21 protein-coding genes and 2 tRNA genes are annotated in these 25176 nt (G+C 48.7%); all 23 read left to right on the top strand.

All coding sequences use genetic code 11. The features are described 5' to 3' along the window. The first annotated feature begins 22 nt into the window (after positions 1-22). The 23 genes from mfd to lysS all read left to right on the top strand — a co-directional run bounded on the left by mfd (position 23) and on the right by lysS (position 24916). Entirely contained in the window at positions 23-3550 is a 3528-nt protein-coding gene (mfd, locus tag PJK55_RS14325; RefSeq protein WP_271306212.1) for a transcription-repair coupling factor, read from the top strand. Further along, positions 3534-5081, top strand: coding sequence for a polysaccharide biosynthesis protein (locus tag PJK55_RS14320; RefSeq protein ID WP_224863731.1), 1548 nt, complete (start codon positions 3534-3536; stop codon positions 5079-5081). The genes mfd and PJK55_RS14320 overlap by 17 nt, the downstream gene beginning before the upstream one ends. A 1-nt stretch (position 5082) precedes the next feature. Then, positions 5083-6498 carry a nucleoside triphosphate pyrophosphohydrolase gene (gene mazG, locus PJK55_RS14315; RefSeq protein WP_271306211.1) on the top strand — a complete coding sequence of 472 codons (1416 nt, stop codon included), beginning with the start codon at positions 5083-5085 and terminating at the stop codon, positions 6496-6498. Next, positions 6495-6752, top strand: coding sequence for an RNA-binding S4 domain-containing protein (locus PJK55_RS14310; protein ID WP_271306210.1), 258 nt, complete (start codon positions 6495-6497; stop codon positions 6750-6752). Before mazG ends, PJK55_RS14310 begins: the two co-directional genes overlap by 4 nt. A gap of 76 nt (positions 6753-6828) precedes the next feature. Beyond that, on the top strand, positions 6829-7203 hold the full coding sequence (locus PJK55_RS14305; protein WP_074036621.1) for an FtsB family cell division protein: 375 nt from the start codon (positions 6829-6831) through the stop codon (positions 7201-7203). Between the two features lie 74 nt (positions 7204-7277). Continuing rightward, complete coding sequence (locus tag PJK55_RS14300; protein WP_214749849.1) at positions 7278-7796, top strand: S1 domain-containing RNA-binding protein; 519 nt, start codon at positions 7278-7280, stop codon at positions 7794-7796. Between the two features lie 202 nt (positions 7797-7998). After that, on the top strand, positions 7999-10611 hold the full coding sequence (locus PJK55_RS14295) for a YhgE/Pip domain-containing protein (protein WP_271306209.1): 2613 nt from the start codon (positions 7999-8001) through the stop codon (positions 10609-10611). A gap of 142 nt (positions 10612-10753) precedes the next feature. After that, positions 10754-10830 (top strand) — tRNA-Met (locus PJK55_RS14290). A 9-nt stretch (positions 10831-10839) separates the two neighbouring features. Next, positions 10840-10911 (top strand) — tRNA-Glu (locus PJK55_RS14285). A gap of 68 nt (positions 10912-10979) precedes the next feature. Further along, the gene (gene tilS / locus PJK55_RS14280) at positions 10980-12206 is read left to right on the top strand and encodes a tRNA lysidine(34) synthetase TilS (protein WP_271306208.1); all 1227 of its coding nucleotides are present in this window, start codon (positions 10980-10982) and stop codon (positions 12204-12206) included. A gap of 35 nt (positions 12207-12241) precedes the next feature. Further along, a complete protein-coding gene (gene hpt / locus PJK55_RS14275; protein WP_012727721.1) occupies positions 12242-12787 on the top strand; it encodes a hypoxanthine phosphoribosyltransferase in 546 nt (181 codons plus the stop codon). Positions 12788-12892: 105 nt separating this feature from the next. After that, positions 12893-14917 (top strand): ATP-dependent zinc metalloprotease FtsH, encoded by a 2025-nt coding sequence (gene ftsH / locus PJK55_RS14270; RefSeq protein ID WP_271306207.1) that lies wholly within the window; start codon positions 12893-12895, stop codon positions 14915-14917. Positions 14918-15010: 93 nt separating this feature from the next. After that, positions 15011-15775, top strand: a complete 765-nt coding sequence (locus PJK55_RS14265; protein WP_214749858.1) for a type III pantothenate kinase — start codon at positions 15011-15013, stop codon at positions 15773-15775. 19 nt (positions 15776-15794) lie between these two features. Next, positions 15795-16724: an Hsp33 family molecular chaperone HslO gene (gene hslO, locus PJK55_RS14260; protein WP_271306206.1), complete on the top strand. Its 930-nt coding sequence runs from the start codon at positions 15795-15797 to the stop codon at positions 16722-16724. An 84-nt stretch (positions 16725-16808) separates the two neighbouring features. After that, a complete protein-coding gene (cysK, locus tag PJK55_RS14255; RefSeq protein WP_074036641.1) occupies positions 16809-17762 on the top strand; it encodes a cysteine synthase A in 954 nt (317 codons plus the stop codon). A 94-nt stretch (positions 17763-17856) separates the two neighbouring features. Further along, the gene (locus PJK55_RS14250; RefSeq protein WP_271306205.1) at positions 17857-19236 is read left to right on the top strand and encodes an anthranilate synthase component I family protein; all 1380 of its coding nucleotides are present in this window, start codon (positions 17857-17859) and stop codon (positions 19234-19236) included. Beyond that, positions 19233-19817 (top strand): aminodeoxychorismate/anthranilate synthase component II, encoded by a 585-nt coding sequence (pabA, locus tag PJK55_RS14245; protein ID WP_271306204.1) that lies wholly within the window; start codon positions 19233-19235, stop codon positions 19815-19817. The genes PJK55_RS14250 and pabA overlap by 4 nt, the downstream gene beginning before the upstream one ends. After that, positions 19801-20619, top strand: a complete 819-nt coding sequence (locus tag PJK55_RS14240; protein ID WP_271306203.1) for an aminotransferase class IV — start codon at positions 19801-19803, stop codon at positions 20617-20619. The genes pabA and PJK55_RS14240 overlap by 17 nt, the downstream gene beginning before the upstream one ends. Positions 20620-20630: 11 nt before the next feature. Continuing rightward, positions 20631-21416 carry a dihydropteroate synthase gene (folP, locus tag PJK55_RS14235; protein WP_271306202.1) on the top strand — a complete coding sequence of 262 codons (786 nt, stop codon included), beginning with the start codon at positions 20631-20633 and terminating at the stop codon, positions 21414-21416. Continuing rightward, complete coding sequence (gene folB, locus PJK55_RS14230) at positions 21409-21774, top strand: dihydroneopterin aldolase (protein WP_271306201.1); 366 nt, start codon at positions 21409-21411, stop codon at positions 21772-21774. The genes folP and folB overlap by 8 nt, the downstream gene beginning before the upstream one ends. Further along, on the top strand, positions 21771-22268 hold the full coding sequence (folK, locus tag PJK55_RS14225; RefSeq protein WP_271306200.1) for a 2-amino-4-hydroxy-6-hydroxymethyldihydropteridine diphosphokinase: 498 nt from the start codon (positions 21771-21773) through the stop codon (positions 22266-22268). Before folB ends, folK begins: the two co-directional genes overlap by 4 nt. A 70-nt stretch (positions 22269-22338) precedes the next feature. Continuing rightward, entirely contained in the window at positions 22339-23277 is a 939-nt protein-coding gene (dusB, locus tag PJK55_RS14220; RefSeq protein WP_243834802.1) for a tRNA dihydrouridine synthase DusB, read from the top strand. Positions 23278-23425: 148 nt separating this feature from the next. Further along, positions 23426-24916: a lysine--tRNA ligase gene (lysS, locus tag PJK55_RS14215; protein WP_214786226.1), complete on the top strand. Its 1491-nt coding sequence runs from the start codon at positions 23426-23428 to the stop codon at positions 24914-24916. Positions 24917-25176: the final 260 nt, after the last annotated feature.

Here is a 25176-nt window from a genome sequence, read left to right as displayed (position 1 = left end):
CGTATGAGTTGGAGGAAAACAAATGAATGCTTTAGAGAGATTTATGGTGGCGCTCCCGGAGACGAACGTGATTCGTGAGCGGCTACAAAAAGTAGACCGTCAATTGGTGACGGGACTGACGACAAGCGCGAAAGCTCTCGTCCTCGCAGGACTTGTGAAATCGTCATCGAGACGTCTCGTCGTCGTGACGCATAACATGTATCAAGCACAAAAAATGTTCGATCAACTCGAATCACTCATCGGACCGGACAAAACATTGCTTTATCCGATTGATGAGACGCTGGCCGCTGAACTGTCGCTGACGTCTAGTCCTGAGCTGTTGGCCGCTCGAATCGATGCCCGTACTCGTCTCCTTGACCAAACAGGAGGCGTCGTTGTCGTGCCGCTCGGTGGATTACGACGCTATATGCCGAGCCCGGAGGCGTGGCAACATAGTCGTGTCATGCTAAAGCCGGGAAGTGATCTTGAGTTGGCAGACTTTGCGAAGCAATTGACAGATATGGGGTATGAACGAACAGCGACCGTGACGACGCCAGGCGAGTTTTCCGTACGAGGCAGTATCTTGGACGTCTACCCGCTCACGGAAGCGCGTCCGTATCGGATTGATTTATTTGATACCGAAATCGATTCCATTTTCACGTTCGATGCCGAGACGCAACGTTCGCTCGGTGTGGTAGGGGAAGTGTGCATCACACCTGCCACCGAGTTCATCGCTACTGACGATCAGTTGAAACAAGCCGGGCGTTCACTCCGGAAACAATATGACCGAACTGTCGAGTTGATTGAGAACGAAGTGATTCGTCAAGCGCTTGAGGAAGGAGTCGTAACGGACATCGAGCGTTTAGAGCGTGGTGATTTCCCGGATAAAGTTGGGAAGTATTCGCCACTCCTTTATACATCGACGCTCTTAGACTATGTTGGCAAAGACGCCGTACTTATGTTAGACGAAGTGGCACGAATCGATGATGCCGCGGACGTACAGGAGCGGGAAGAGGCGGAATGGTTCTCTTCACTCATCGAAAAAGGGGAAGCCGTCAGCAATTACACGCTTGCTGTCCCGATGCACAAAGTGTTTCGTGACTTGAAACAAGTGGCGTTCTCGCTACTTCCATCTCGTCGCTCAGGGATTCCGGAAACCGCGACGGTACATTTGAGCTGTCGTCCACTCCCGGCATTTCATGGGCAGATGCACCTGTTAAAGCAAGAAGTGGAACGCTGGCAACAAGGGGATCAACGCATTGTCGTGCTTGCGGGGGATAAGTCACGCGCGGACAAGATTGAAGCGCTCCTTTCGGACTACGGCATTCATTCCACGTTCACGAATGTCGATGGAGAATTAGAACCGAGACGCGTATCCGTCATCATCGGTCAAATCGAAGGCGGATTTGAATTGTCGACGAGTCGCCTCGTCGTCGTATCAGAAGAGGAATTGTTTAAACGTGTGACGAAGCGCAAGCGTCAGACGAAAAACTTAACGAACGCAGAACGGATTAAGAGTTATCAAGAGTTGAAGCCGAACGACTATGTCGTCCATGTGCATCATGGGATTGGGAAGTATTTAGGCATTAAAACCATCGAGGTCGGAGGGATTCATCAGGACTATCTCCATCTCGTGTATGCCGGTGATGATGCGCTCTATGTGCCGGTCGATCAAATTGATCTCGTTCAAAAATATGTCGGCGCCGAAGGGAAAGAACCGAAGATTTATAAACTCGGAGGCACCGAGTGGAAGAAAGTTAAATCGAAAGTCGCCAAGTCGGTTGAAGATATCGCCGATGAGCTCATTAAATTGTATGCGGCACGAGAAGCATCGGTCGGATTTGCGTTTCCACCGGATGATGAGGAGATGGGACAATTTGAATCCTCCTTCCCTTATGCGGAGACAGAGGACCAGGTCCGCTCGATTGCTGAGATTAAAGCAGACATGGAACGTTCACGTCCGATGGATCGACTTTTATGTGGGGATGTCGGCTACGGCAAAACGGAAGTGGCAATCCGAGCAGCATTCAAGGCGGTGCTCGCCGGAAAACAAGTCGCATTTCTCGTCCCGACGACCGTCCTCGCCCAACAACATTATGAAACGATGCTCGAGCGATTCAGTGAATTTCCGATCAACGTTTCTGTCATGAGTCGTTTCCGCTCAAAGAGTGAGATGGCTGCGACGAAGAAGGGCTTGAAGGAAGGGACGATTGATATCGTCGTCGGGACACACCGAGTGTTGTCAAAAGACGTGACGTTCGCGAACCTCGGTCTCGTCATCATCGACGAAGAACAACGATTCGGCGTCAAGCATAAAGAACGTCTGAAACAGTTGAAGACGAACATCGACGTACTCACGTTGACGGCCACTCCGATTCCGCGAACGCTTCACATGTCGATGATTGGAATCCGCGACTTATCTGTGTTAGAAACACCGCCAGAGAACCGCTACCCGGTTCAGACGTATGTCATGGAATATGACGGCATCGTCTTACGTGAAGCGTTAGAGCGTGAACTTGCTCGTGGAGGACAGGCGTTCTTCCTCTACAACCGTGTCGAAGGCATCGAGCGGAAAGCGGAAGAGATTCGGGCCTTATTGCCTGAAGCGCGTATTGCTACGGCACACGGACGAATGACCGAGAGCGAACTCGAGAGCCAGTTGATCAGTTTCCTCGAAGGGGAGGCGGATATTTTAGTCTCGACGACGATTATCGAGACGGGAATCGACATTCCAAACGTCAATACACTCATTGTCCATGATGCTGACAAAATGGGACTTTCCCAACTGTATCAACTTCGTGGTCGAGTCGGACGTTCGAATCGAATTGCGTATGCTTACTTCACGTATCGAAAAGATAAGCGCTTGACCGAAGTAGCAGAAAGTCGTCTTCAAGCCATTAAAGAATTCACAGAACTCGGAAGCGGCTTTAAGATCGCGATGCGTGACTTGTCGATTCGAGGTGCTGGTAACTTGCTAGGTGCACAACAATCTGGATTCATCGATTCAGTCGGTTTCGACCTCTATTCTCAAATGCTCTCCGAAGCAATCGAGGAACGGAAAGACCGGATGCGTGGACAGGCGAAACAAGTCGTCTTCAAGCCGGAAATCGCCTTCCAAGCGGATGCCTACATCCCGGACGACTATTTGTCGGATAGCGAACTGAAGATTGAGATGTATAAGCGTTTCAAATACGTCGATACACCAAACGCGTTGTTTGCCTTGCAAGACGAATTGATTGAGCGATTTGGGGAATTCCCAGAACCGGTCGCTCTTCTCATTCAGCTGACACGTCTACGGATTTACGGAGAACTGGCGAAAGTGAGCCGAATCAAACAAACGCCTGGACGGATTGAAATTGTCTTATCGAAAGATTCGACGACAGCCCTCGATGTACCATCCTTTATGGAATGGACGATGCCGCTCGGCCGTAAACTAGGAATCGGTCAAGAAGACGGAGCCTTGAAATTGTCACTCAGTGGTCGAATGCCACTCACAGAGCTCTTGAATGATGCCGATACTGTATTAGAAGAACTGACGAAGCGGTTGGTGGGCGATGCGGTCGCCAAGTAAGTTTGCGCAAGGTGTCGTCCTGTTCGCCCTTGCCGGTTATGTCTCTAAACTGATCAGCTTCGCATATCGCGTCCCATATCAAAACTTGGCGGGTGACTTTGGACTCTATGCTTATCAAACCGTCTATCCGTTCGCTGCGATTGTCGCATCGCTCGGAATTTATGCGATGCCGGTAGTCATTGCGAAAATAGGAGTCGGCGCGAAGGGGTCGAACCAGAAGCTAGAAGTGTTATGGAGCAGTTTTTATGCGTTGCTTCTTCTTTCTATCACGCTTGTTGTCACGATGTGGATCTTCGCTCCGACACTCGCAATGTGGCTCGGGGATGAACAGTTGGCCCCGGCGCTTCGCGTAATCAGTTTGAGTTACTTACTCATGCCGGCGTCCGCCGTGTTACGTGGTGCCTTTCAATCAAGGGATGATTTACGACCGAGCGCGTGGTCGCAAGTGTTAGAAAATTTTGTACGCGTGACGGTCATGCTGTCGCTCTTATGGATTGGCGTACGTCTTGGAAAAGATGCATACACGCTCAGTCAATACGCGTATGGCGCGACGCTTGTCGGTGGGGTTGTGGCGATTGCCTTTTTAATCTATCAGGCGCGCGGCCTACGAATCGTAAAAGTACGACGTGTCACGTTTCAACATGGATTGCGTCTATTGTTGACGACAGGGCTCGCGGTCGGATTTGCCTCGCTTGGAATCTTATGGATGCAACTCGTCGACTCCTTTACAATCGTCAATTTAATGGGGGGGACGTACGAGGCGAAAGTGAGCAAAGGCGTGTTCGACCGGGGATACCCACTTGTCCAATTTGCAATCCTGTTCGCAACGACCATCGGTATGGCCAACGTCCCAACACTCGTCCGACACTATCGAGCGGGACATCTGCAAAAAACGACACAAGGGCTCCGTTCGATGATTCGGGTGACAACAGCCATTGCGGGTGCGGCGACCGTCGGATTGATGGGGGTGATGTTTTTCTTAAACGTTGCCTTGTTTGAAGATGGGTCAGGTACGCGGGCGCTCGTGTTATTGGCAACGAGTACGTTTGCGGCATCGTTAGCGATTGCAAGCATGACTTGCCTTCAAGCAATCGACCGTGAATGGATTGCGGCTCGCAGTATGATTGTCGCGATTTTGGCAAAAGGTGTCGTAAACGTGGGGCTTGTCCCCTTCTATGGGATTGAAGGGGCGGCCATCGGTACCTCACTCGGCTTTTTGGCGATGGCGTTCTATAACTTTCGGGCGCTCGACCGTTCGATTCCACTCGGGTCGTTTCGGTCGAAGCATTACAAATCGCTATCGAAAGCGCTGGTGCCCATGTTATTACTCGTTGCCGTGTTAAACTGGGTTGGTCAGATGTGGGTCGATTCGCGAATCGCAGCCTTCGGATGGTTAATCGGGATGGTATGTAGCGGAGCCGTCCTTTATATATGGAGATTATGGAGCACGCGAATGCTATCACTTGCGGAATGGGAGTTCATCCCGTTCGGTGGTCGCCTCCTCGATGTGCTCGAAAAAAAGGAGAACTAGTATGGGTTATACAATCACGGTGGTCGGTCTTGGATCTGGTGAGCTGAATCAATTGCCACTCGGAGTGTACCGTCATTTGAAGCAACAACCGCTCGTTTGGCTACGGACGAAAGAACACCCTGTCGTACGTGAGTTAGAGTCAGAAGGGCTCGCATTCGAGTCATTTGATTCGATTTATGAATCGAGTGATACGTTTGAAGAGGTGTACGATCAAATTGTCGAGACGTTGATGAACAAAAGTGAAGAGATGGCTATCACGTATGCCGTACCCGGTCACCCGTTCGTCGCCGAGCGAACTGTCGAGCTTTTAGTGGAACGTGGAGCGGACCTTCACGTACTCGGCGGGCAAAGCTTCTTAGATGCGATGTTCCAGGCACTGCAAATCGATCCAATCAACGGCTTTCAGTTGTTGGATGCGACGGCGCTCGACCTTGAACGACTGCAGGTGACGCAACATGTGTTGATTGGTCAAGTGTACGATGGATTTGTAGCGGGAGATGTAAAAGTGCAGCTGATGGAACGATATCCGGATGAGCACCCTGTCACCCTCGTGACAGCTGCGGGTACCACACAAGAACGAATCGAACACATTCCGTTGTTCGAGATGGATCGCATGGCGGAAGTGAACAACTTGACGACGCTCTATGTTCCGCCACTCAAGGATGAAGCTTATTTGGCGAAAGATTTTGCAACGCTCAAACAAATCATCGCCACGCTTCGTGGACCGGACGGTTGCCCGTGGGATCGCAAACAAACGCATGAGTCGCTTCGGAAGTATTTATTAGAAGAAGCGTATGAACTCATTGAAGCCATCAATGCAGAAGATGACGATGCCATCATCGAGGAACTCGGTGACGTGTTGCTTCAAGTCATGTTACATGCCCAAATTGGTGCAGACGAAGGGTATTTCGATATTCGTGATGTCATCGGGGCAATCAGTGAAAAGATGGTCCGCCGTCATCCGCACGTCTTCGGAGATGTCACCGTCGAAGATGCCTCCGACGTGGTAAAAAATTGGAATACGATTAAACAAGCGGAAAAAGGGGAAAAGAAACAATCGCAACTCGATGGTGTACTCGTCGACCAACCTTCATTGATGCGTGCTGAACAACTTCAAAAGAAAGCTGGCCAAATCGGATTCGAATGGGATGACGTGTCGGGCGCTTTCGGAAAATTGGAAGAAGAACTGCAAGAGTGGCGTGAAGAGTTGAGTGACGAATCAGAACTTGGCGATGTATTATTCTCCATCGTCAACATCGCGCGATACGTTGGGCTAAATGCCGAGCAAGCGTTAGAACAGACGAACCGAAAGTTCAAACGTCGATTCGAGTATATAGAAGCGAATGGTGATCTTCAGCAGATGACGCTCGAACAGATGGATGCTCTTTGGAACGAGGCAAAGGAGAAAGGGTTATGAGATTAGATAAATTTTTGAAAGTATCCCGCTTGATCAAGCGACGCACGCTCGCGAAAGAAGTGGCAGATCAAGGGCGGATTCAGCTAAATGGGCAAGTGGCGAAGGCGAGTACTGATGTTAAAGTCGGAGACGAGCTGCAAATTCGATTCGGAAACAAGCTCGTCACGGTCGTCATTGACTCGATTGCGGAACATGCACGTAAAGAAGATGCGAAAGAAATGTATCGTTTACTTAAAGAAGAGAAGATTACTTAAAGAAGAGAAGATGGACGGTAGTATCGACTCGTAAAAAAAAGTATACTTAATGTATTAAGAGGAGGGGGATGAGGCGATGAACGGACGTAATCCGATGGATCGACAACGGCGCATTCGAGCGCTAGATGAGCGTAGAGAACAGCTGGAAAAAGACACACATCGCCGAAGAGTTCATCTTCGACGTCGTTTGGCGGCAGCCTCACTCCTATTTTTATTCGTCATGGTATTGATTGGACAGAGTTACTTTTCAAAGGTAGGCTATGTATCGGACCAACAACAAGCTTACGCACAAGCGAAAGTGGAGTTGCAAGAGCAGAAAGCCGAGCAAGATGAGTTGAAGGAACAAGTGGAGCGTTTGCAGGATGAGGATTATATCGCGAACTTAGCGCGAAACGAGCTCCTCTTCTCCAAAGATGGAGAGATTATTTTCTACTTCTCCCCAGAGGAATAAGTCGGTTCGTTGACCGCTAGGGAAACGACTCGTATAATTGAAAAGAATCAATCAAAAAAGGAGTACATTATTTTATGTCAATTGAAGTAGGAAGCAAGGTACAAGGTAAGGTTACAGGGATTACGCATTTCGGAGCGTTCGTCGAGCTCCCAAACGGCAAGACAGGATTAGTACACATCAGTGAAGTGGCGGACTCTTACGTCAAAGACATTAACGAAGTGTTGACAGTCGGTCAAGAAGTCACGGTAAAAGTGTTGAACGTCGAAAATGATGGGAAAATCGGGTTATCCATCAAGAAAGCAGTCGATCGTCCTGTAAGTGAACGCCCTGAACGTCCAGAGCGTCCAGCCGGTGAGCGTTTCTCTCGTGGCCCACGCCCAGGTGGCCCAGGTCAAGGCGGTCCGCGCGGTGGCGGCGGTCCACGCGGTGGCGGCGGCCCACGTGGCGGCGGTCGTCGTGGTGAACAACGCCGTGAACCAGAAACATTCGATACGTTGATGAGCAAATTCTTGAAAGACAGCGACGAGCGTCTTTCGACGTTGAAACGTCAAACAGATTCGAAACGCGGTGGACGTGGAGCCAAACGCGGGTAATCCTTTGATACCAATTAGCTTCTACTCGTAACCATATAGGTCTTGTAACAAGACAAGTCGTGAACATTTTTGTTCACGACTTTTTTTGTTTTAAAAAATTTATAAAAAATAACTAAATATAGTTGATTTTTCTCGAGGAAGAGAGCAAAATAGGGAACATGAAAAAATAGTTATGTTTTATAAGTGAAGGTGGAGAGAAAAAATGAATGGATGGAAACTATGGACGGCGGAGTGGCGGAGTATCTTTAAGAACCCACGTGTGTTGGTTCCGATTCTCGCAGTCGCGCTCGTACCGTTAATGTATGCCGGTATGTTTTTGTGGGCTTTCTGGGATCCGTATGGACAGATGAAAGATTTACCGGTCGCCATCGTCAACGAAGACAAAGGGGCATCATTTGAAGGGGAGTCACTTGAAATCGGGAACGATCTGATTGATAAGTTACTAGATTCGGAAGCCTTCGAGTTTGTCGAGACGACAAAGAAGGAAGCAGAATCTGGATTGAAAGACCATGATTATTACATGGCAATCGAGATTCCAGAAGACTTTTCGGAGAAGGCGACGACCGCTCTAGATGAAAATCCAGAGCAACTTGAATTGAAGTACATTGCGAATGAATCGTATAACTTCCTAGCCGCACAAATCGGTGGCTCCGCAATGGAGCAAGTGAAAGCAGAGCTTTCGACCGAGGTATCGAAACAGTACGTCAGTGCATTGAAAGATGGATTAAATGACGTGGCGGACGGACTTGGTGAAGCCGCGGATGGTGCGACAAAACTTGCCGACGGTTCTACGTCAGCGAAAGATGGTGCCGTCAAATTGGCGGATGGAACGGAACTTCTCGCCACAAAACAACGCGAACTTGCAGACGGTGCAAGTGAGTTAAATGACGGAATCGCTCAGTTGTCCGATGGTTCATCTGAACTCGCGGACGGGACGAAACTACTCGCCTCGAAACAGCGTGAACTCGCTAACGGTGCAAGCCAGTTAAACGATGGTGTGACTCAGTTGGCAGAAGGTTCATCAGCACTCGCGGATGGAAGTCAGCAAGTGTACGACGGGTCAACTGCTTTGTCAGACGGGGTACACCGCGTGAATGATGGCGCATCCGCCTTACAAGACGGAACGAGCCAGCTCGTCGAAGGAACAGGGGCATTCGCGTCCAAATTAGATGAGCTTCACACGGGTGCGAAAACGTTGAATCAAGGCGTTCAAGACCTTGCTGCTGGCATCGAGCGTTCAAAAGAAGGGGCGTCTGCATTAAATGACGGCGCAAACCAACTAGCAGGTGCATTGACGAAAGCGAAAGAAGGAAACACTGCTCTCATCGCGGGTCAAACTGAAGTGGTCAATGGAATCGGACAAATGAAATCTGAATTGACGGCGAAACAGGATGAGTTGATTGGACAATTAACGGCACTTGCTGAGTCCGGTCAATCTGCGTCACCTGAAATGCTTCAAGCCATCGCAGCACAACTCACTGAAGGAAAACAAGCGACATCGGCTGGGTTTGATCAATTAGCTGCAGGGGCGACGCAAGTGAAAGAGGGACAGACCTCATTGGCGGCAGGTCTTGCACAAGCGGAAACAGGTGCAGGACAACTTTCGTCAGGACTTTCTGAATTGAACACGGGTCAAACGAAGTTAGCGGAAGGTGCTCAGGCGTTAGCAAGTGGTTCGAGTCAAATCGAGCAAGGGACACAAACTGCAGCTGACCGTTCACAAGAACTCGTGTCAGCGAGTTCAAAACTCAATCAAGGTGCAACACAACTTCAAGACGGGACAACTGAACTTACGGCAGGCAGTGACAAACTCGTAGCTGCGACTGGACAGTTGTCTGAAGGTAGTGTGAAGCTTGCCGATGGTGCGAAAAGCGCAAGTTCGGGAACGAGTGAGTTGGCGAGTGGTGCTACTCAATTAGCGGACGGTGGACAAAAACTTCAAGAAGGTAGTCGTGAACTTGCAGATGGCGCGAAGGCTGCCGGGGCAGGAACAAGCAAGTTGACGGACGGCGCGAATCAGCTCGCGGACGGCGGACAAGAACTTTCAGATGGTAGCGGAGAACTCGCAGATGGAATGACAGATCTCGCATCAGGTAGCGATGAACTTCGTGACGCTCTAGTAAAAGGTGCGAAAGATGCAGACATCGGCTTGAACGATGAAAATGTCGAAATGATGGCAGGACCAGTGTCGCTCGTCGACAACTCGATTCACGAGGTACCGAACTATGGTACAGGGTTTGCTCCATACTTCATGTCACTCGGACTCTTTGTCGGGGCGCTTCTCTTATCGATCGTCTATCCATTGTACGATCCAGCTGGACGTCCAAAACGTAGTCTATCATGGGTATTGTCGAAGTCTGGTGTTCTCATGGTCGTCGGATTCCTTCAAGCGCTCATTTTAGACGTGGCGATGGTGCAACTATTAGGACTTGAAGTGAGCGAACCATTGAAGTTCTTCGGATTCAGTTGGTTGACGAGCATCACATTCCTCTTTATTGTGCAGTTACTCGTCACCACACTTGGGAACCCAGGACGTTTTGTAGCAATCGTCTTGTTAATCTTGCAATTGACGACTTCTGCTGGAACGTTCCCGCTCGAGTTGATTCCACGAGCGCTGCAACCGTTCAATGCGCTCCTTCCAATGACGTATACGGTTGCCGGATATAAAGAAATCTTGTCAGCTGACGGTGCGCAGTATTTGCAGACGGCGACAGCGTATTTAGCATTTGTGGCTGCTGGATGTTTTGCATTACTGTGGGCATACTTCCGAATCGCATGGAAGAAAAAATATCGCCAAGTTGTATCAGAAGCATGATGTAAAAACGTAATGAAATCGTGTATAGTGATGGAGATGACACTATGCACGATTTTTTTATTAAAAAAATTTCAAAAAAGAATTGACACTCGAATGGTGACTGGTTATTATAGAAAATGTGCTTAGGACACAACAATAACATGGCGGTGTAGCTCAGCTGGCTAGAGCGTACGGTTCATACCCGTGAGGTCGTGGGTTCGACTCCCTCCGCCGCTACCATTTTATTTAGGCCCGTTGGTCAAGCGGTTAAGACACCGCCCTTTCACGGCGGTAACACGGGTTCGAATCCCGTACGGGTCACTTAGCCTAAGCGAAAAGAAGCCATCTCAATCGAGATGGCTTCTTTTGTTATATCAAGGAGGGAATTCATGAAAAAAGTGCTCGTCGCAGTGTCTGGTGGGGTGGATTCCATTGTCTTATTGGATCGTCTCGTCAAAAAGGGATGGAATGTTGCGGTGGCGCATGTCCATCATGGCGTACGAGAAGCTTCAGACGAAGAGTATATGTTCGTCGCCCGCGTCGCAGCAACCTACCATATTCCGTTTCATGGAACGCATCTCTGCTTTCAAGATGGAGGATCACAAGCCCGATACCGGGAAGCCCGCTATCAATTTTTTGAAGACGTCATGAACAAATATGGATATGACACATTGGCCACGGCGCATCATGCGGATGACGAGTTAGAAACAGTGCTCATTCAACTACATCGAAACGTGATCGAAGTGAAAGGAATTCCCGAAAGCCGGCAATTTGGTAACGGGAGGCTCATCCGTCCGTTGTTACATGAGTCGAAAGCTCAACTGATCGAGTATGCACGACAGAATGAATTAGAGTGGCGCGAAGACGCAACGAACCAAGAACGTACTTACTTAAGGAATCAAATTCGCCATGAGATTGTGCCGCGACTGAAACAGATGCGGCCATCGATTGTGAGAGAAGTCAGCGAAGCGGCAAAGGAGGCCCGTGCTGATTGGGATAGCAGGTATCAATCGTGCGAACAATGGGTGGAGGCATGTGTCGAACTTGAAATGAAAGCGTTTCATGTGAAACTCGAGGATTTCGAGCGCTTATCATTCCTTGATCGGTATACGGTCGGTCGATTGCTTTCATCTCGTTACGAGGTGAATGTGAACGAGGCGATGGAGAAGCTACTCCAGAGTCAAAAGGATACAGGAACCTATCATCTGACAGGCGAGTGGTTCATGACGAAGCAGAATAGGGTACTGAATCTTGTACAGCGCTCTACGCCAGATTCACTTCGCCCCATTCAAATTGATTCGTTGCCGACCGTTGTTGAATTCGGAGACCGAACTATCTCTTTATCCGTCGAGGAGGGGAGAGAGGGCATTCCGTTACATGAGATCACTTGTCCACTTACGATTCGAACAAGTGCACCAGGTGATCGAATGCGATTGGCCGTGGGAACAAAAAAAGTGTCCCGTATCCTGATCGATGAAAAGATTGAGCGGACGATTCGTCCGACTCTACCCCTGCTTGAAGATGCCTCAGGACGAATTCTCGCGATTGTCGGGGTACGAGTTTCAGAATTTCTAGACAAGTCGGATGCGATTTGCCTACGATTAATGGTAAAATGATGATTGTGTCGAAACAGAAAGAGGAGGATTTCAAGATGTCATTAATGAACGATATGGAGAAAATTTTAATCTCACGTGAAGAGATTCAAGAAAAGGTGAAAGAACTCGCTGGAACACTTAGCGAAGACTATAAAGAAGAGTTTCCGCTTCTCGTGTGTGTATTGAAAGGCGCGATGCCGTTCATGTCTGATCTCGTCAAAGAAATGGATATCCATTTAGAAATGGATTTCATGGACGTGTCGACGTATCACGGAGGTACTTCTTCAACAGGTGAAGTGAAAATCGAGAAAGATTTAAATACATCTGTAGAAGGACGCGACATCTTGATTGTAGAAGATATTATTGATAGTGGATTGACGCTTGGCTATCTCGTCGATCTTCTTAAATACCGTAAAGCGAAGTCTGTGAAGATCGTCACGCTTCTCGACAAACCGACAGGACGCAAAAATGGTTTATCAGCAGACTATAGCGGTTTCGTGATTCCACACGAGTTCGTTGTCGGTTACGGTCTCGATTATGAAGAGAAATATCGTAACCTTCCTTACGTCGGTGTGCTCAAACCGAGCGTTTACGGGGGCTAACGTTTTTCTTTTGAAAATGTGACGTGGTAAGATAAAAGAAATCCCCAAAGTATAGGCATATACTGAATGGGCGAGAACATCGTTTCTCGGAATAGGAGGCAGAGAATGAATCGTGCAGTGAAAAACACATTGGTTTTTGGTGTGATTTTCCTAGCCTTGATCTTGTTCCTTCAATATTTGCAGAATCCGAATAGTCAGAGTGAAACCCTCTCGTATTCGAAATTCCTAGAATATGTGGAAGATGATCGGATTGAGACGGCAACCGTACAAGAAATCCCGGGGGCTATCTCGATTACAGGCGACCTTACAGGAGATGACGACCAGCGTTACGAAACAAACATTCCAGCGAACGAAGCTGAATATGCGGATGTATTAACGCAGCTTCGAGCGAATACGGATATTCAAATCGAGGAGGCTGAATCGAACAGTAGCTGGTTCAGCATCGTCTTCGCGATTTTACCGTTCATTATCATCTTCATCTTGTTCTTCTTCTTGTTGAACCAGGCGCAAGGTGGTGGCGGTGGTGGTCGTGTGATGAACTTCGGGAAATCGAAGGCGAAACTATACGACCAAGAAAAACGTCGCGTCACATTCAAAGATGTGGCCGGAGCAGACGAAGAGAAACAAGAACTCATCGAAGTTGTTGAATTCTTGAAAGACCCTCGTAAGTTCTCGAAACTCGGTGCGCGTATTCCAAAAGGGGTCTTACTCGTTGGTCCTCCAGGGACAGGTAAAACACTTTTGGCCCGTGCGGTAGCCGGAGAAGCCGGAGTACCATTCTTCTCGATCTCAGGTTCGGACTTCGTTGAGATGTTCGTCGGGGTCGGTGCGTCACGTGTCCGTGACTTGTTCGAAAACGCGAAAAAGAATGCTCCATGTATCATCTTCATCGATGAAATCGATGCGGTCGGACGCCAACGTGGTGCCGGTCTCGGCGGTGGTCACGATGAGCGTGAACAAACATTGAACCAATTGCTCGTTGAAATGGATGGATTCAGTGACAATGAAGGGATTATCATGGTTGCGGCGACAAACCGTCCGGATATCCTTGACCCAGCCCTCCTTCGTCCAGGTCGTTTTGACCGTCAAATCACGGTCGATCGTCCAGATGTAAAAGGGCGCGAAGAAGTGTTAAAAGTCCATGCACGCAACAAGCCACTTGACTCAACTGTAGACTTGAAGTCGATTGCACAACGTACACCTGGTTTCTCTGGGGCTGACTTGGAAAACCTTTTGAACGAAGCAGCACTCGTTGCGGCACGTTCTAACCGTTCGGCAGTATCAGTTGTCGATGTCGAAGAAGCAATTGATCGTGTTATTGCAGGACCTTCGAAGAAGAGCCGAATCATTTCTGAAAAAGAACGTAACATTGTCGCTTATCACGAAGCGGGTCATACAATCATCGGTCTTGAGCTTGAGAACGCGGATGAAGTACACAAAGTGACAATCGTCCCACGCGGTAACGCTGGAGGATACGTCGTCATGCTTCCGAAAGAAGATCGTTACTTCATGACAAAACCTGAACTCGAAGATAAGATTGTTGGACTTCTTGGTGGACGCGTCGCCGAAGATGTCATCTTTGGTGAAGTGTCAACAGGAGCGAGCAACGACTTCCAACGCGCGACAGGCATTGCGCGGAAGATGGTCATGGATTACGGGATGAGTGATAAGCTCGGACCGCTCCAGCTCGGTTCAAACCATGGCGGACAAGTCTTCCTTGGCCGTGACTTCCAGACAGAGCAGAACTACTCGGATGCGATCGCTCAAGAGATCGATTTAGAGATTCGTGACATCATCAACCGCTGTTACGCGAAAGCGAAGCAGATTTTGACAGAGCGTCGCGAAGACCTCGAGCTCGTAGCGAAGACATTGCTTGATGTGGAAACGCTCGACTCGAAACAGATTCGTCACTTGATTAAGACACGCGAATATCTCCCGCATGAGCCGGAAGAAGACGTGGATGCATCGACGGACTCGGACGACGCAGCGAAGAAAGATGATGCGGCCGTGCAACACGGACAAATTGTCGATCGACCTGAAGTTGTTCAAGACAGCCAACCGGATGTCGTACCTGAAGGCGATAAGCCAGAGGCGACTCCAACGGAACGTCCGAACAACGAATCACGTTAATGAATGAGACGAATGCCCTTGACGAGGCATTCGTCTTTTTTCGTGTTATAATTCGAGCGAACTGCAATTGACAACAAAGTGAGGAACTATATCATGATTTTAGTGATTGATGTTGGAAATACAAATATTGTTCTAGGGATGTACGATGGAGACAATCTCGTACACCATTGGCGAATTTCAACGGACCGGACGAAAACGACGGATGAGTATGGCATGCTAGTGAAATCGCTCTTTGACCATTCGAACGTTTCGTTCGATCAAGTCGACGGTGTCATTTTGTCCTCTGTCGTACCTCCTGTTATTTTCCCACTTGAACAAATGTCACAACGATACTTCAATGTACGTCCAATCGTTGTCGGCCCAGGTGTGAAGACCGGATTAGACATTCACGTCGAGAATCCCCGCGAAGTCGGGGCCGACCGAATTGTCAACGCGGTGGCAGGAATCGCCAAGTATGACGGTCCGCTCATAATTGTTGATTTTGGAACGGCAACCACGTATTGTTACATCGATGAGAAGCGTCGCTACCATGGCGGCATCATCTCACCAGGGATCATGATTTCAGTGGAAGCACTTTATCAACGTGCTGCGAAATTACCACGGATTGAACTGGCAACACCACCAACGGTTATCGGGAAAAATACGATTCAAGCGATGCAATCGGGGACGTATTATGGGTATGTCGCCCAAGTGGATGGCATCGTGAATCGGATGAAGCGTGAAGTTGGTGAAGCGACCGTCATTGCGACTGGAGGATTGGCACGATTGATCAGTGAACATGCAGAAACGATTGACCATGTGGATTCGTTCCTGACACTCGAAGGCCTCCGCCTCATTTACGAGCGCAATCAAAAGTAAACTAAAGGAGTTAACTCATATGATTCATTCAGAACAACAAGTATTACTCGATCAAATGAAAGACGATTATCTCGTTCGGGCCCTCGGCTTTAATGGAGAGGTGCGTGCCTTTGCAGCCCGTACGACAAAAACAGTATACGAAACACAACTTCGTCATCAGACGACACCGGTTGCCTCAGCCGCCCTCGGACGGACGATGACAATCGGTTCGATGATCGGAGCCATGCAAAAAGGTGCGGCACGCGTCACACTTAAAGTGGAAGGTGATGGTCCAATCGGGAAAATCATCGTAGACGCAGATACAGCAGGAGATGTCCGTGGATACGTATCTTCCCCTCGTGTCGATGGCGGGACGTTCGTTAACGAGCAAGGATTGACGAAGTTGAAAGTCGGCGAAGCGGTCGGAAAAGGAACGGTCTCGGTCATTAAAGACTTAGGCTTGAAAGATTATGTCGGTGGTTCTTCAGAGATTCAAACAGGTGAAATCAGTGAAGACTTCACATACTACTTCGCGACATCTGAACAAGTACCATCAGTCGTCGGAGCAGGTGTTCTCGTCTTACCAGAAGATGAATCGATTCTTGCTGCAGGTGGTGTCATCGTTCAGTTGCTGCCGAACGCTTCCGAAGAGACGGTACAAGCGCTTGAAAAAGCACTTCAGACGTTCCCGCCGGTATCTGTTTTAATCGGTGAAGAAAAAACACCGGAAGAAATGCTGCAATTACTTCTCGGCGATAGCCTGGATGTCCTCGATACGAACCCAATCCAGTTCAATTGCACATGCAGTCGTGAACGAATGGAAAGTGCCATTATCGGTCTTGGAAAAGAAGAGATTCGCCAAATGATCGAGGAAGACGGCGGAGCCGAAGCGGTTTGTCACTTCTGTGGTGAAAAGTATCATTTCTCGGCTGAACAGTTAGAAACGATGAAAGAACAGGCACAATCGTAAGCAACGTTCCAAATTGCATAATTTCAATTCGATAGGGTATGATTACAATATCGGAATAGTCGGAATTATAGAGGAGGAAATGGAATGCGAATCGTAAACTCAGTGACAGACTTGATTGGAAAGACTCCGATTGTGAAATTGAACGGAATGACTGGACCAGAAGATGCCGATGTGTATCTGAAGCTTGAATATATGAACCCAGGGTCAAGTGTCAAAGACCGGATTGCTCTCGCCATGATCGAAGCGGCAGAAAAAGACGGAATCTTGAAGCCGGGTGATACCATCATCGAGCCGACGAGCGGAAACACAGGGATCGGTTTGGCGATGGTCAGTGCCGCGAAAGGATATAAAGCCATTCTCGTCATGCCTGAGACGATGAGCATGGAGCGTCGTAACCTTCTTCGTGGGTATGGGGCTGAGCTCATCTTGACGCCAGGACCAGAAGGAATGGGTGGAGCGATTCGTCGTGCTACTGAAGAAGCTGAGAAAAACGGCTACTTCCTTCCCCAACAATTCAACAACGCAGCGAACCCGAACGTACATGAAATGACGACGGGACCTGAAATTGTCGAGGCGTTCGAAGAATCAGGACTTTCGGTGGATGCTCTCATCGCGGGAGTCGGTACAGGTGGTACAATCACCGGTGCAGGAAAAGTCGTGAAAGCGAAATATCCAGACGTGAAAATTTTGGCGGTTGAACCGGTTGATTCCCCAGTCTTGTCTGGTGGAAAGCCAGGACCTCATAAGATTCAAGGAATTGGTGCCGGTTTTGTCCCATCCATTCTGGATACTGAGATTTATGAGGGTGTCCTTCAAATCACGACAGACCAAGCGTTTGAATACGCGCGCCAAGCGGCACGCACGAACGGTGTCCTCGGTGGGATTTCTTCAGGGGCTGCCATTGCAGCGGCACTTGATACGGCGAAACGCCTCGGTAAAGGGAAAAACGTATTGGCGATTATCCCGTCAAACGGAGAACGTTACTTGAGCACACCGCTTTATCAATTTGATGAAGAATCAAACGAGAGTCGCGTATAACATTTCAGGCAGTAATCGAGAGACATTCTCTTTCGGTTGCTGCCTTTTCTTGTGTACAATAAAAGGCATGAATGAATAGACGGAGGAATGACAAGTGAGATCGACAGCGTTCAGAACGAAGCGGATGACGAAAGAAAAGATGTATGAGGCATACATGACGTTGACAGCAGACCAGCCGTACCACGCATGGCTAGAAAGTGGAAGGGCGGGACGGTATACGATTGCGGGAATCGAACCGTTCGGTCGCTTCCATGTAAAAGACGGTGTCGGTCTCTTACAAATAGGGGAAACGACTGAAACGATGTATGGGAAACCGCTCGAGATGGTTAGTGAAGTGCGGAAACGATTTGAAGCTGAGCGTCCGGAAGGGGCACCTCCCTTCTTCGGTGGCATGATTGGTTATGTCAGCTATGACGTTTCTCGGACGATTGAGCGACTCCCTAGCCAGGCAGAAGATGATTTAGCGACGCCGGACGTCTCGTTTCTGTTGTTTGATGAAGTGGCTGTGTTCGACGAAGAGAGTTCGACGCTCTATTTGATGGTCACAGCAGAAGGCAATGCCGAACGTAAAGCGGATCGCTTGGCGGCCATGTGGAACGTCGAATCACACTACGCATTCAAACCGACTGAACAATTGCCTGTCGAGCGTTCGCGCTCCATGTCTCAAGACGAATTCGTGGAGGCGGTCAAACGAATTCAGTCTTATATCGTGGAAGGTGACGTGTTCCAAGTGAATTTGAGCGTTCGTCAATCCGAACCGTTACGCGCCGACCCCCGTCGTGTTTACGATACGCTTCGTCAAATGAATCCATCTCCGTACATGGGATACTTTGTGGATGACGCACTGACAATGGTCTCCGCTTCCCCGGAACTATTGCTTGAAAAACACGGGTCTGACATTTCGACGCGACCGATCGCGGGTACGCGTCCACGTGGAAAAGACGATGTTGAGGACTTGGAATTGGCGAACACGCTACTTGAAAATGAGAAGGAGCGAGCGGAACACGTCATGCTCGTCGACTTGGAACGGAACGACCTCGGGAAAGTCGCGGCATACGGGAGTGTTCATGTGGACGAATTGATGGTGATTGAAAAGTATTCACATGTTCAGCATATCGTCTCGAACGTACGGGGTACGATTCGTGATGAAGTATCAGGAGCGGAGGCGCTAGCAGCGATGTTCCCTGGTGGTACGATTACCGGTGCACCGAAAATTCGAACGATGGAAATTATCGAGGAACTTGAACCAGTTCGCCGGGGATTATACACCGGGTCATATGGATGGTTAAGTTGGGACGATGATCTCGTCTTCAACATCACCATTCGAACGATGGTCGTGAAAGATGGGATTGCATACGTTCAAGCGGGAGCGGGCATCGTCATCGATTCGGATCCGGTCTCAGAATATGAAGAATCTTTGTCCAAAGCGAAGGCGCTATGGGCGGCGAAGCAAATGACGGAGGAGACGACATGATTGTACTAATCGACAACTATGACTCATTCACATACAACTTAGTGCAGTATTTTGGAGAACTCGGTGAAGAACTGGTCGTTTATCGAAACGATGAAGTGACGATTCAAGACATTGAGAAACTTGCTCCGAGCTACCTGGTCATTTCCCCTGGACCTTGTACACCGAACGAAGCCGGGATTAGCGTCGAAGCGATTCAAGCGTTCGCAGGGCGTATTCCAATTTTAGGTGTTTGTCTCGGTCATCAAGCGATTGCGCAAGCGTTCGGAGGAGACGTCGTTCATGGGGAGCGGCTGATGCATGGGAAAACGTCGAAGATTCAACATGACGGGAAGTCGATTTTCAAAGATATTCCTCAACAGACGGTCGTGACCCGTTATCACTCGTTATCTGTGGAGCGTTCTACCTTACCGGAATGTTTGATGGTCACAGCAGAAACAGAAACGAAGGAAATCATGGCACTCCGGCATCGGACACTTCCGATTGAAGGGGTTCAGTATCACCCTGAAGCGATTTTGACCGAGCATGGAAAAGAGATGATTCGAAACTTTATCGAGGAGTACCGCCATGTGGTATTGGCATAACGGGGACCTTGTTGAGCGAGAGGATGCATGGATTCCTGTTGAGGACCATGGATTCTTATATGGGATGGGTCTATTCGAGACGTTTCGAACGTATGATTTCATTCCGTTCTTGTTCGATGCGCATTGGGAACGATTGATGAAGAGTCTAGATGAGCTGTGGATTGATTTTCCTTACACAAAGGAAGAAATCGAGACGGCGATTCAGCAATTGTGTCGTCAAAATGAAGCTCCTGACTTGTATATCCGATTGAATGTATCGGCAGGAGTCGCACCGCTCGGTCTGTATGCCGGACGATATGAAAAACCGAACGTCACGTTGATTGCCAAACCGCTCTCCTCAGAAGTTGTGCCACAAGAGAAGCGAGTCGAACCAATCCCTTTCCCAAGAAGTCGTCCTGAAGCGGCTTTTCGATTAAAGTCGCATCATTACATGAACAATATCCTCGGAAAACGCACCTTGCAAGATCAGGATGCTGAAGGATTGTTTGCGGATGAACAGGGCTACGTGGTGGAAGGGCTCGTGTCGAACATCTTTTGGGTCGGGTCTGATGATGTGTTGTATACGACACCACTTTCGAGCGGAGCACTCGCGGGCGTGACGCGACAGTGGGTGATCGATTGCTTTCCCGTGGTGGAGCAATCGGTGACATTTGATGGATTAACCGCAGCGAAAGAGATTTGGATGACGAACTCGATTCAGCAGGTCGCTCCGGTGACGCATTACGGAAATCTGAAATACCCCGGTAAAGACGGGGAACGATTTAACGAAGTGTGGGCGGAACTTGTTCGTTCACTTGGATAGGAGGCTGAAGCATGACGAAGATCATGGGTATTTTAAACGTGACCCCGGACTCATTTTCAGACGGAGGACGATATACAGCGGTCGAAGAAGCCGTACGTCACGCAAAGCAACTCGTACGAGAAGGTGCAGATGCGATTGATGTCGGTGGTGAATCGACGCGACCCGGTGCGGCGCTTGTTTCTGCAGAAGAAGAAATTGAACGTGTCGTCCCAATCATCGAACGATTGGTACAAGAAATTGATGTGCCTATCTCGATTGACACGTATAAACCTGCTGTTGCGAGGGCGGCATTAGAAGCGGGTGCGACAATCATCAATGACGTGTGGGGCTCGAAATGGGGAGATCGGTCGATGGCGCGTGTCGCCTTTGAATATGGCGTCCCCATCATTTTGATGCATAACCGAGAAAATCGAGACTACCATCATTTTATTGAGGATGTGGTGAGTGATTTGCAGGAGTCGATTAAGATTGCTCATGCAGCGGGTGTGAAAGATGAGCATATTTGGCTAGACCCAGGAATCGGGTTCGCAAAAGACGTGGCGCAAAATTTAGAGCTCATGAATCACCTCGATGTGATCACGCGTCTTGGCTATCCGGTGTTACTGGGTACGTCCCGTAAATCGTTTATCGGCCAAACGCTCGATTTACCAACAGAAGAACGCGTGGAAGGGACGATTGCGACGACGTGTTTAGGCATCATGAAAGGGTGCGATTGGGTACGCGTCCATGACGTGAAAGAGAATATGCGTGCAGCGAAGATGATGGATGCGATGATGAGGGGGAACGGACATGGATAAGATTTTTGTGAACGGCATGCGCTTTTATGGATACCATGGTGTGTTTGAAGAGGAGAACCGTCTCGGTCAACGGTTTCACGTGGATTTAATGTGTGAATTGGACCTTGCACCTGCTGGGAAGTCAGATGATTTACAGGATGGAGTCAGCTACGCGGGATTATATCAAGTCACAGAAGACATTGTAACGGGGGAACCGGTCAATTTACTCGAAACACTTGGAGAACGCATCACGACGGCCGTTTTGGCACATCATGATTTGATTCAAAGCGTGACGGTAAAAGTGATCAAGCCGGACCCACCAATTCCAGGACATTACGACTCGGTGGCAATCGAGATGACAAGGAGACGCACGTCATGATTTATATCGCATTAGGAGCAAACATCGGGGAGCGGGCCGCACAATTGTCTGACGCGATTGATGAAATGGGGAAAATGGGTGTTATGGTCACGAAACAATCATCGGTTTATGAGACCGCCCCTGTCGGTTATATCGATCAACCATCATTTTACAATATGGTGGTCGAAGTGGAGACTCATCAATCTGTAACGGACTTATTAGACACCCTTCAACAAATTGAACGGCAGTTAGGTCGAGAGCGTCTCTTTAAGAACGGTCCGCGCACCATCGACCTTGACATCCTCTATTATAATGGGGAAGATATACAATCAGAACACTTGACGGTACCACATCCGCGGATGCAGGAACGTGCGTTTGTGCTCGCTCCATTAGCTGAGATTGCGCCAGAACTCGTCGTCCGCGGACGAACGGTCGCGTCGTGGCTAGCAGATTTACCGATGGCAGACCGCCAAGATGTCGTTCGGTTACAGTTGCTAACGAATTTGGTGAAATGAAGGATGTGTTGTCTTGACAGGCTTTAAGATTGGAAATATAGATATTAAAAACCGTGCAGTCCTTGCACCGATGGCTGGCGTGACCAACCCGGCATTCCGATTGATTGCAAAAGAATTCGGGGCGGGACTCGTCTGTGCTGAAATGGTCAGTGATAAAGGGATTTTGCTGGAGAACGCGCGGACGATGCGCATGCTATATGTCGATGAACGAGAAAAACCGCTCAGCTTGCAGATTTTTGGTGGTTCTAAAGATACACTCGTCAAAGCGGCGCAGTACGTCGATCAAAATACGAATGCCGACATCATTGATATCAACATGGGTTGTCCTGTGCCAAAAGTAACGAAATGTGACGCAGGTGCAAAGTGGTTACTTGATCCGGATAAAGTGTATGAGATGGTCAATGCCGTCACGAATGTGGTCGAAAAACCGGTCACGGTGAAAATGCGCCTTGGTTGGGACGATGATCACATCTTTATTTTGGACAATGTCAAAGCGGCTCAGACAGGTGGGGCGGCAGCCATTGCCATTCATGGACGTACGCGAGCCCAACAATATGAAGGAACTGCGAACTGGGATTGGATCGGTGAAGCGAAGAAAGTCGCGACCGTGCCGATTATCGGGAACGGGGACATTGCCACACCACAAGACGCGAAGCGTGTCATTGATCAATACGGTGTGGATGCCGTCATGATTGGGCGCGCTGCACTTGGGAACCCGTGGATGCTCTATCAGACGGTTCAGTACCTCGAAACGGGAGAACTTCCACCGGAACCAGCAGCTCGTGAAAAAATTGATATTTGCATGTTGCACCTCGACCGATTGAGCGCAATTAAGGGTGAGCTGACGGCCGTTCGTGAAATGCGTCAACATGCGGCTTGGTATTTGAAAGGGTTGAAAGGCAGTGGCCCGATTCGCAAACAAATCAATGAAACGGAATCGCGTGAGGCTTTCGCAGCGGTCCTGTATGGATTTGTTGATCAACTCGAACGACAACTGTCAGAAGTGTGAACTAGAGAAAAGAACTAATTTATGGTAAGCTTGTTTGGCGAAAAAGTGCACCACAACGAATGAACGGCTTCGGCTGTGCTGTTGGCCATCGGGTCGACAGTTTTTTGTTAGGGATAAACCCAATATGGATAGAGGAGTGAATGGAATAGTGAGCCACGAGTTAGAAATGAATGATCAAATGCAGGTTCGTTTTGAGAAGATGACCGATATGCGCGAGCGCGGTCTCGACCCGTTCGGTCAACGCTTTGATCGTTCTGCACACGCAGGTGAATTACATGAGCAGTATGAATCAGTTGAAAAAGAAGCTTTAGCAGAGCAGGACGTAGAAGTCACGCTAGCGGGTCGCATCATGACGAAACGCGGAAAAGGGAAAGTGTTTTTTGCCCACATTCAAGATGTGACAGGCCAGATTCAAATTTACGTTCGTAAAAACGATGTCGGGGATGAGCCGTTTGACTTGTTCAAATCATCAGACCTCGGTGATATCGTTGGTGTCAAAGGAAAGCTCTTTAAAACAAATGTAGGTGAACTCTCGATTCATGTGGAAGAGTTTGAGCTCTTGACGAAAGCACTTCGCCCGCTTCCGGACAAATATCATGGATTGAAAGATGTGGAACAGCGCTATCGCCAACGTTATCTTGATTTGATCACAAACCAAGATTCACGCCAGACATTCATTTTGCGTAGCCGCATCATTTCTGAGATTCGCAACTTCTTAAATCAAAAAGGATATTTAGAAGTGGAAACACCGATGTTACACACGATTGCGGGTGGAGCAGCGGCGCGTCCGTTCTTAACGCATCATAATGCGTTGGATATGGAACTTTATATGCGTATTGCCATCGAACTTCACTTGAAACGTCTAATCGTTGGCGGACTCGAGCGCGTTTATGAAATCGGACGTGTGTTCCGTAACGAAGGAATCTCGACACGCCACAACCCTGAATTCACAATGATCGAATTGTATGAGGCGTATGCGGATTACAACGACATCATGGATTTGACGGAAGAATTGGTTGCGCACGTAGCGAAAGAAGTACTCGGTACAACAGATGTACAATATGGTGAAGATACAATTCACCTTGGCATCGGTTGGAAACGTGCACACATGGTCGACCTTGTTAAAGAAGAGACAGGTGTAGACTTCTGGCAACAAATGTCCGACGAAGAAGCACGTGCCCTTGCGAAAGAGCATGGTGTGGAAGTTCAGGACCATATGACGTTCGGTCATATCGTCAACGAATTCTTTGAGCAAAAGGTCGAAGAGACATTGCTTCAACCAACATTCGTGACAGGACACCCGGTTGAAGTGTCGCCGTTAGCGAAGAAAAACGAAACGGATCCACGCTTCACAGATCGTTTTGAATTGTTTATCGTTCGTCGTGAACACGCGAATGCCTTCACGGAGTTGAACGATCCAATCGATCAACGTGAGCGTTTCGAAGCACAATTGCTTGAAAAAGAAGCAGGTAACGACGAGGCGCATGAACTCGATAACGATTTCCTTGAGGCGCTTGAGTACGGTATGCCACCAACAGGTGGACTTGGAATCGGGATTGACCGTCTTGTCATGTTGTTGACGAACGCACCATCAATCCGCGACGTTCTTCTTTTCCCTACAATGCGTCATCAACAGTGAATAATAGTAGAGAAGCCGGTTTGTACGTAGGTGCAATCCAGCTTCTCTTTTTTGTTTTTCCGGATGAACGCTGGGAAACAAGCCGTTGAATAAAGGGTAAACTCTAACAAAAAAACTTTTTTGAAAAAACTTTATAAAAAACCCTTGCGTTAATTAAAGGTGTGCGGTAAAGTAATAAACGTTGCCGCTGATGGCAGCGGAAAGAAATAAAAAAGTGGTTGACAACTGTGTCGATGACTTGTATTATTTTAAGAGTCGCC

Origin of the sequence: Exiguobacterium sp. MMG028 (assembly GCF_027947425.1) — a bacterium.
Lineage (GTDB): Bacteria > Bacillota > Bacilli > Exiguobacteriales > Exiguobacteriaceae > Exiguobacterium > Exiguobacterium aestuarii_A.
This window is presented reverse-complemented; position numbering and strand designations above follow the sequence as displayed.

Excerpts from the sequence above, each read along its gene's own strand:
- PJK55_RS14310 (WP_271306210.1), top strand. The coding sequence starts at position 6,495 with ATGAGATTAGATAAATTTTTGAAAGTATCCCGCTTGATCAAGCGACGC.
- cysK (WP_074036641.1), top strand. The coding sequence starts at position 16,809 with ATGCGAATCGTAAACTCAGTGACAGACTTGATTGGAAAGACTCCGATT.
- PJK55_RS14295 (WP_271306209.1), top strand. The coding sequence starts at position 7,999 with ATGAATGGATGGAAACTATGGACGGCGGAGTGGCGGAGTATCTTTAAG.
- mazG (WP_271306211.1), top strand. The coding sequence starts at position 5,083 with ATGGGTTATACAATCACGGTGGTCGGTCTTGGATCTGGTGAGCTGAAT.
- PJK55_RS14265 (WP_214749858.1), top strand. The coding sequence starts at position 15,011 with ATGATTTTAGTGATTGATGTTGGAAATACAAATATTGTTCTAGGGATG.
- folK (WP_271306200.1), top strand. The coding sequence starts at position 21,771 with ATGATTTATATCGCATTAGGAGCAAACATCGGGGAGCGGGCCGCACAA.
- PJK55_RS14320 (WP_224863731.1), top strand. The coding sequence starts at position 3,534 with ATGCGGTCGCCAAGTAAGTTTGCGCAAGGTGTCGTCCTGTTCGCCCTT.
- PJK55_RS14305 (WP_074036621.1), top strand. The coding sequence starts at position 6,829 with ATGAACGGACGTAATCCGATGGATCGACAACGGCGCATTCGAGCGCTA.
- dusB (WP_243834802.1), top strand. The coding sequence starts at position 22,339 with ATGGCTGGCGTGACCAACCCGGCATTCCGATTGATTGCAAAAGAATTC.
- tilS (WP_271306208.1), top strand. The coding sequence starts at position 10,980 with ATGAAAAAAGTGCTCGTCGCAGTGTCTGGTGGGGTGGATTCCATTGTC.
- mfd (WP_271306212.1), top strand. The coding sequence starts at position 23 with ATGAATGCTTTAGAGAGATTTATGGTGGCGCTCCCGGAGACGAACGTG.
- folP (WP_271306202.1), top strand. The coding sequence starts at position 20,631 with ATGACGAAGATCATGGGTATTTTAAACGTGACCCCGGACTCATTTTCA.
- PJK55_RS14240 (WP_271306203.1), top strand. The coding sequence starts at position 19,801 with ATGTGGTATTGGCATAACGGGGACCTTGTTGAGCGAGAGGATGCATGG.
- pabA (WP_271306204.1), top strand. The coding sequence starts at position 19,233 with ATGATTGTACTAATCGACAACTATGACTCATTCACATACAACTTAGTG.
- PJK55_RS14300 (WP_214749849.1), top strand. The coding sequence starts at position 7,278 with ATGTCAATTGAAGTAGGAAGCAAGGTACAAGGTAAGGTTACAGGGATT.
- hslO (WP_271306206.1), top strand. The coding sequence starts at position 15,795 with ATGATTCATTCAGAACAACAAGTATTACTCGATCAAATGAAAGACGAT.
- ftsH (WP_271306207.1), top strand. The coding sequence starts at position 12,893 with ATGAATCGTGCAGTGAAAAACACATTGGTTTTTGGTGTGATTTTCCTA.
- hpt (WP_012727721.1), top strand. The coding sequence starts at position 12,242 with ATGTCATTAATGAACGATATGGAGAAAATTTTAATCTCACGTGAAGAG.
- folB (WP_271306201.1), top strand. The coding sequence starts at position 21,409 with ATGGATAAGATTTTTGTGAACGGCATGCGCTTTTATGGATACCATGGT.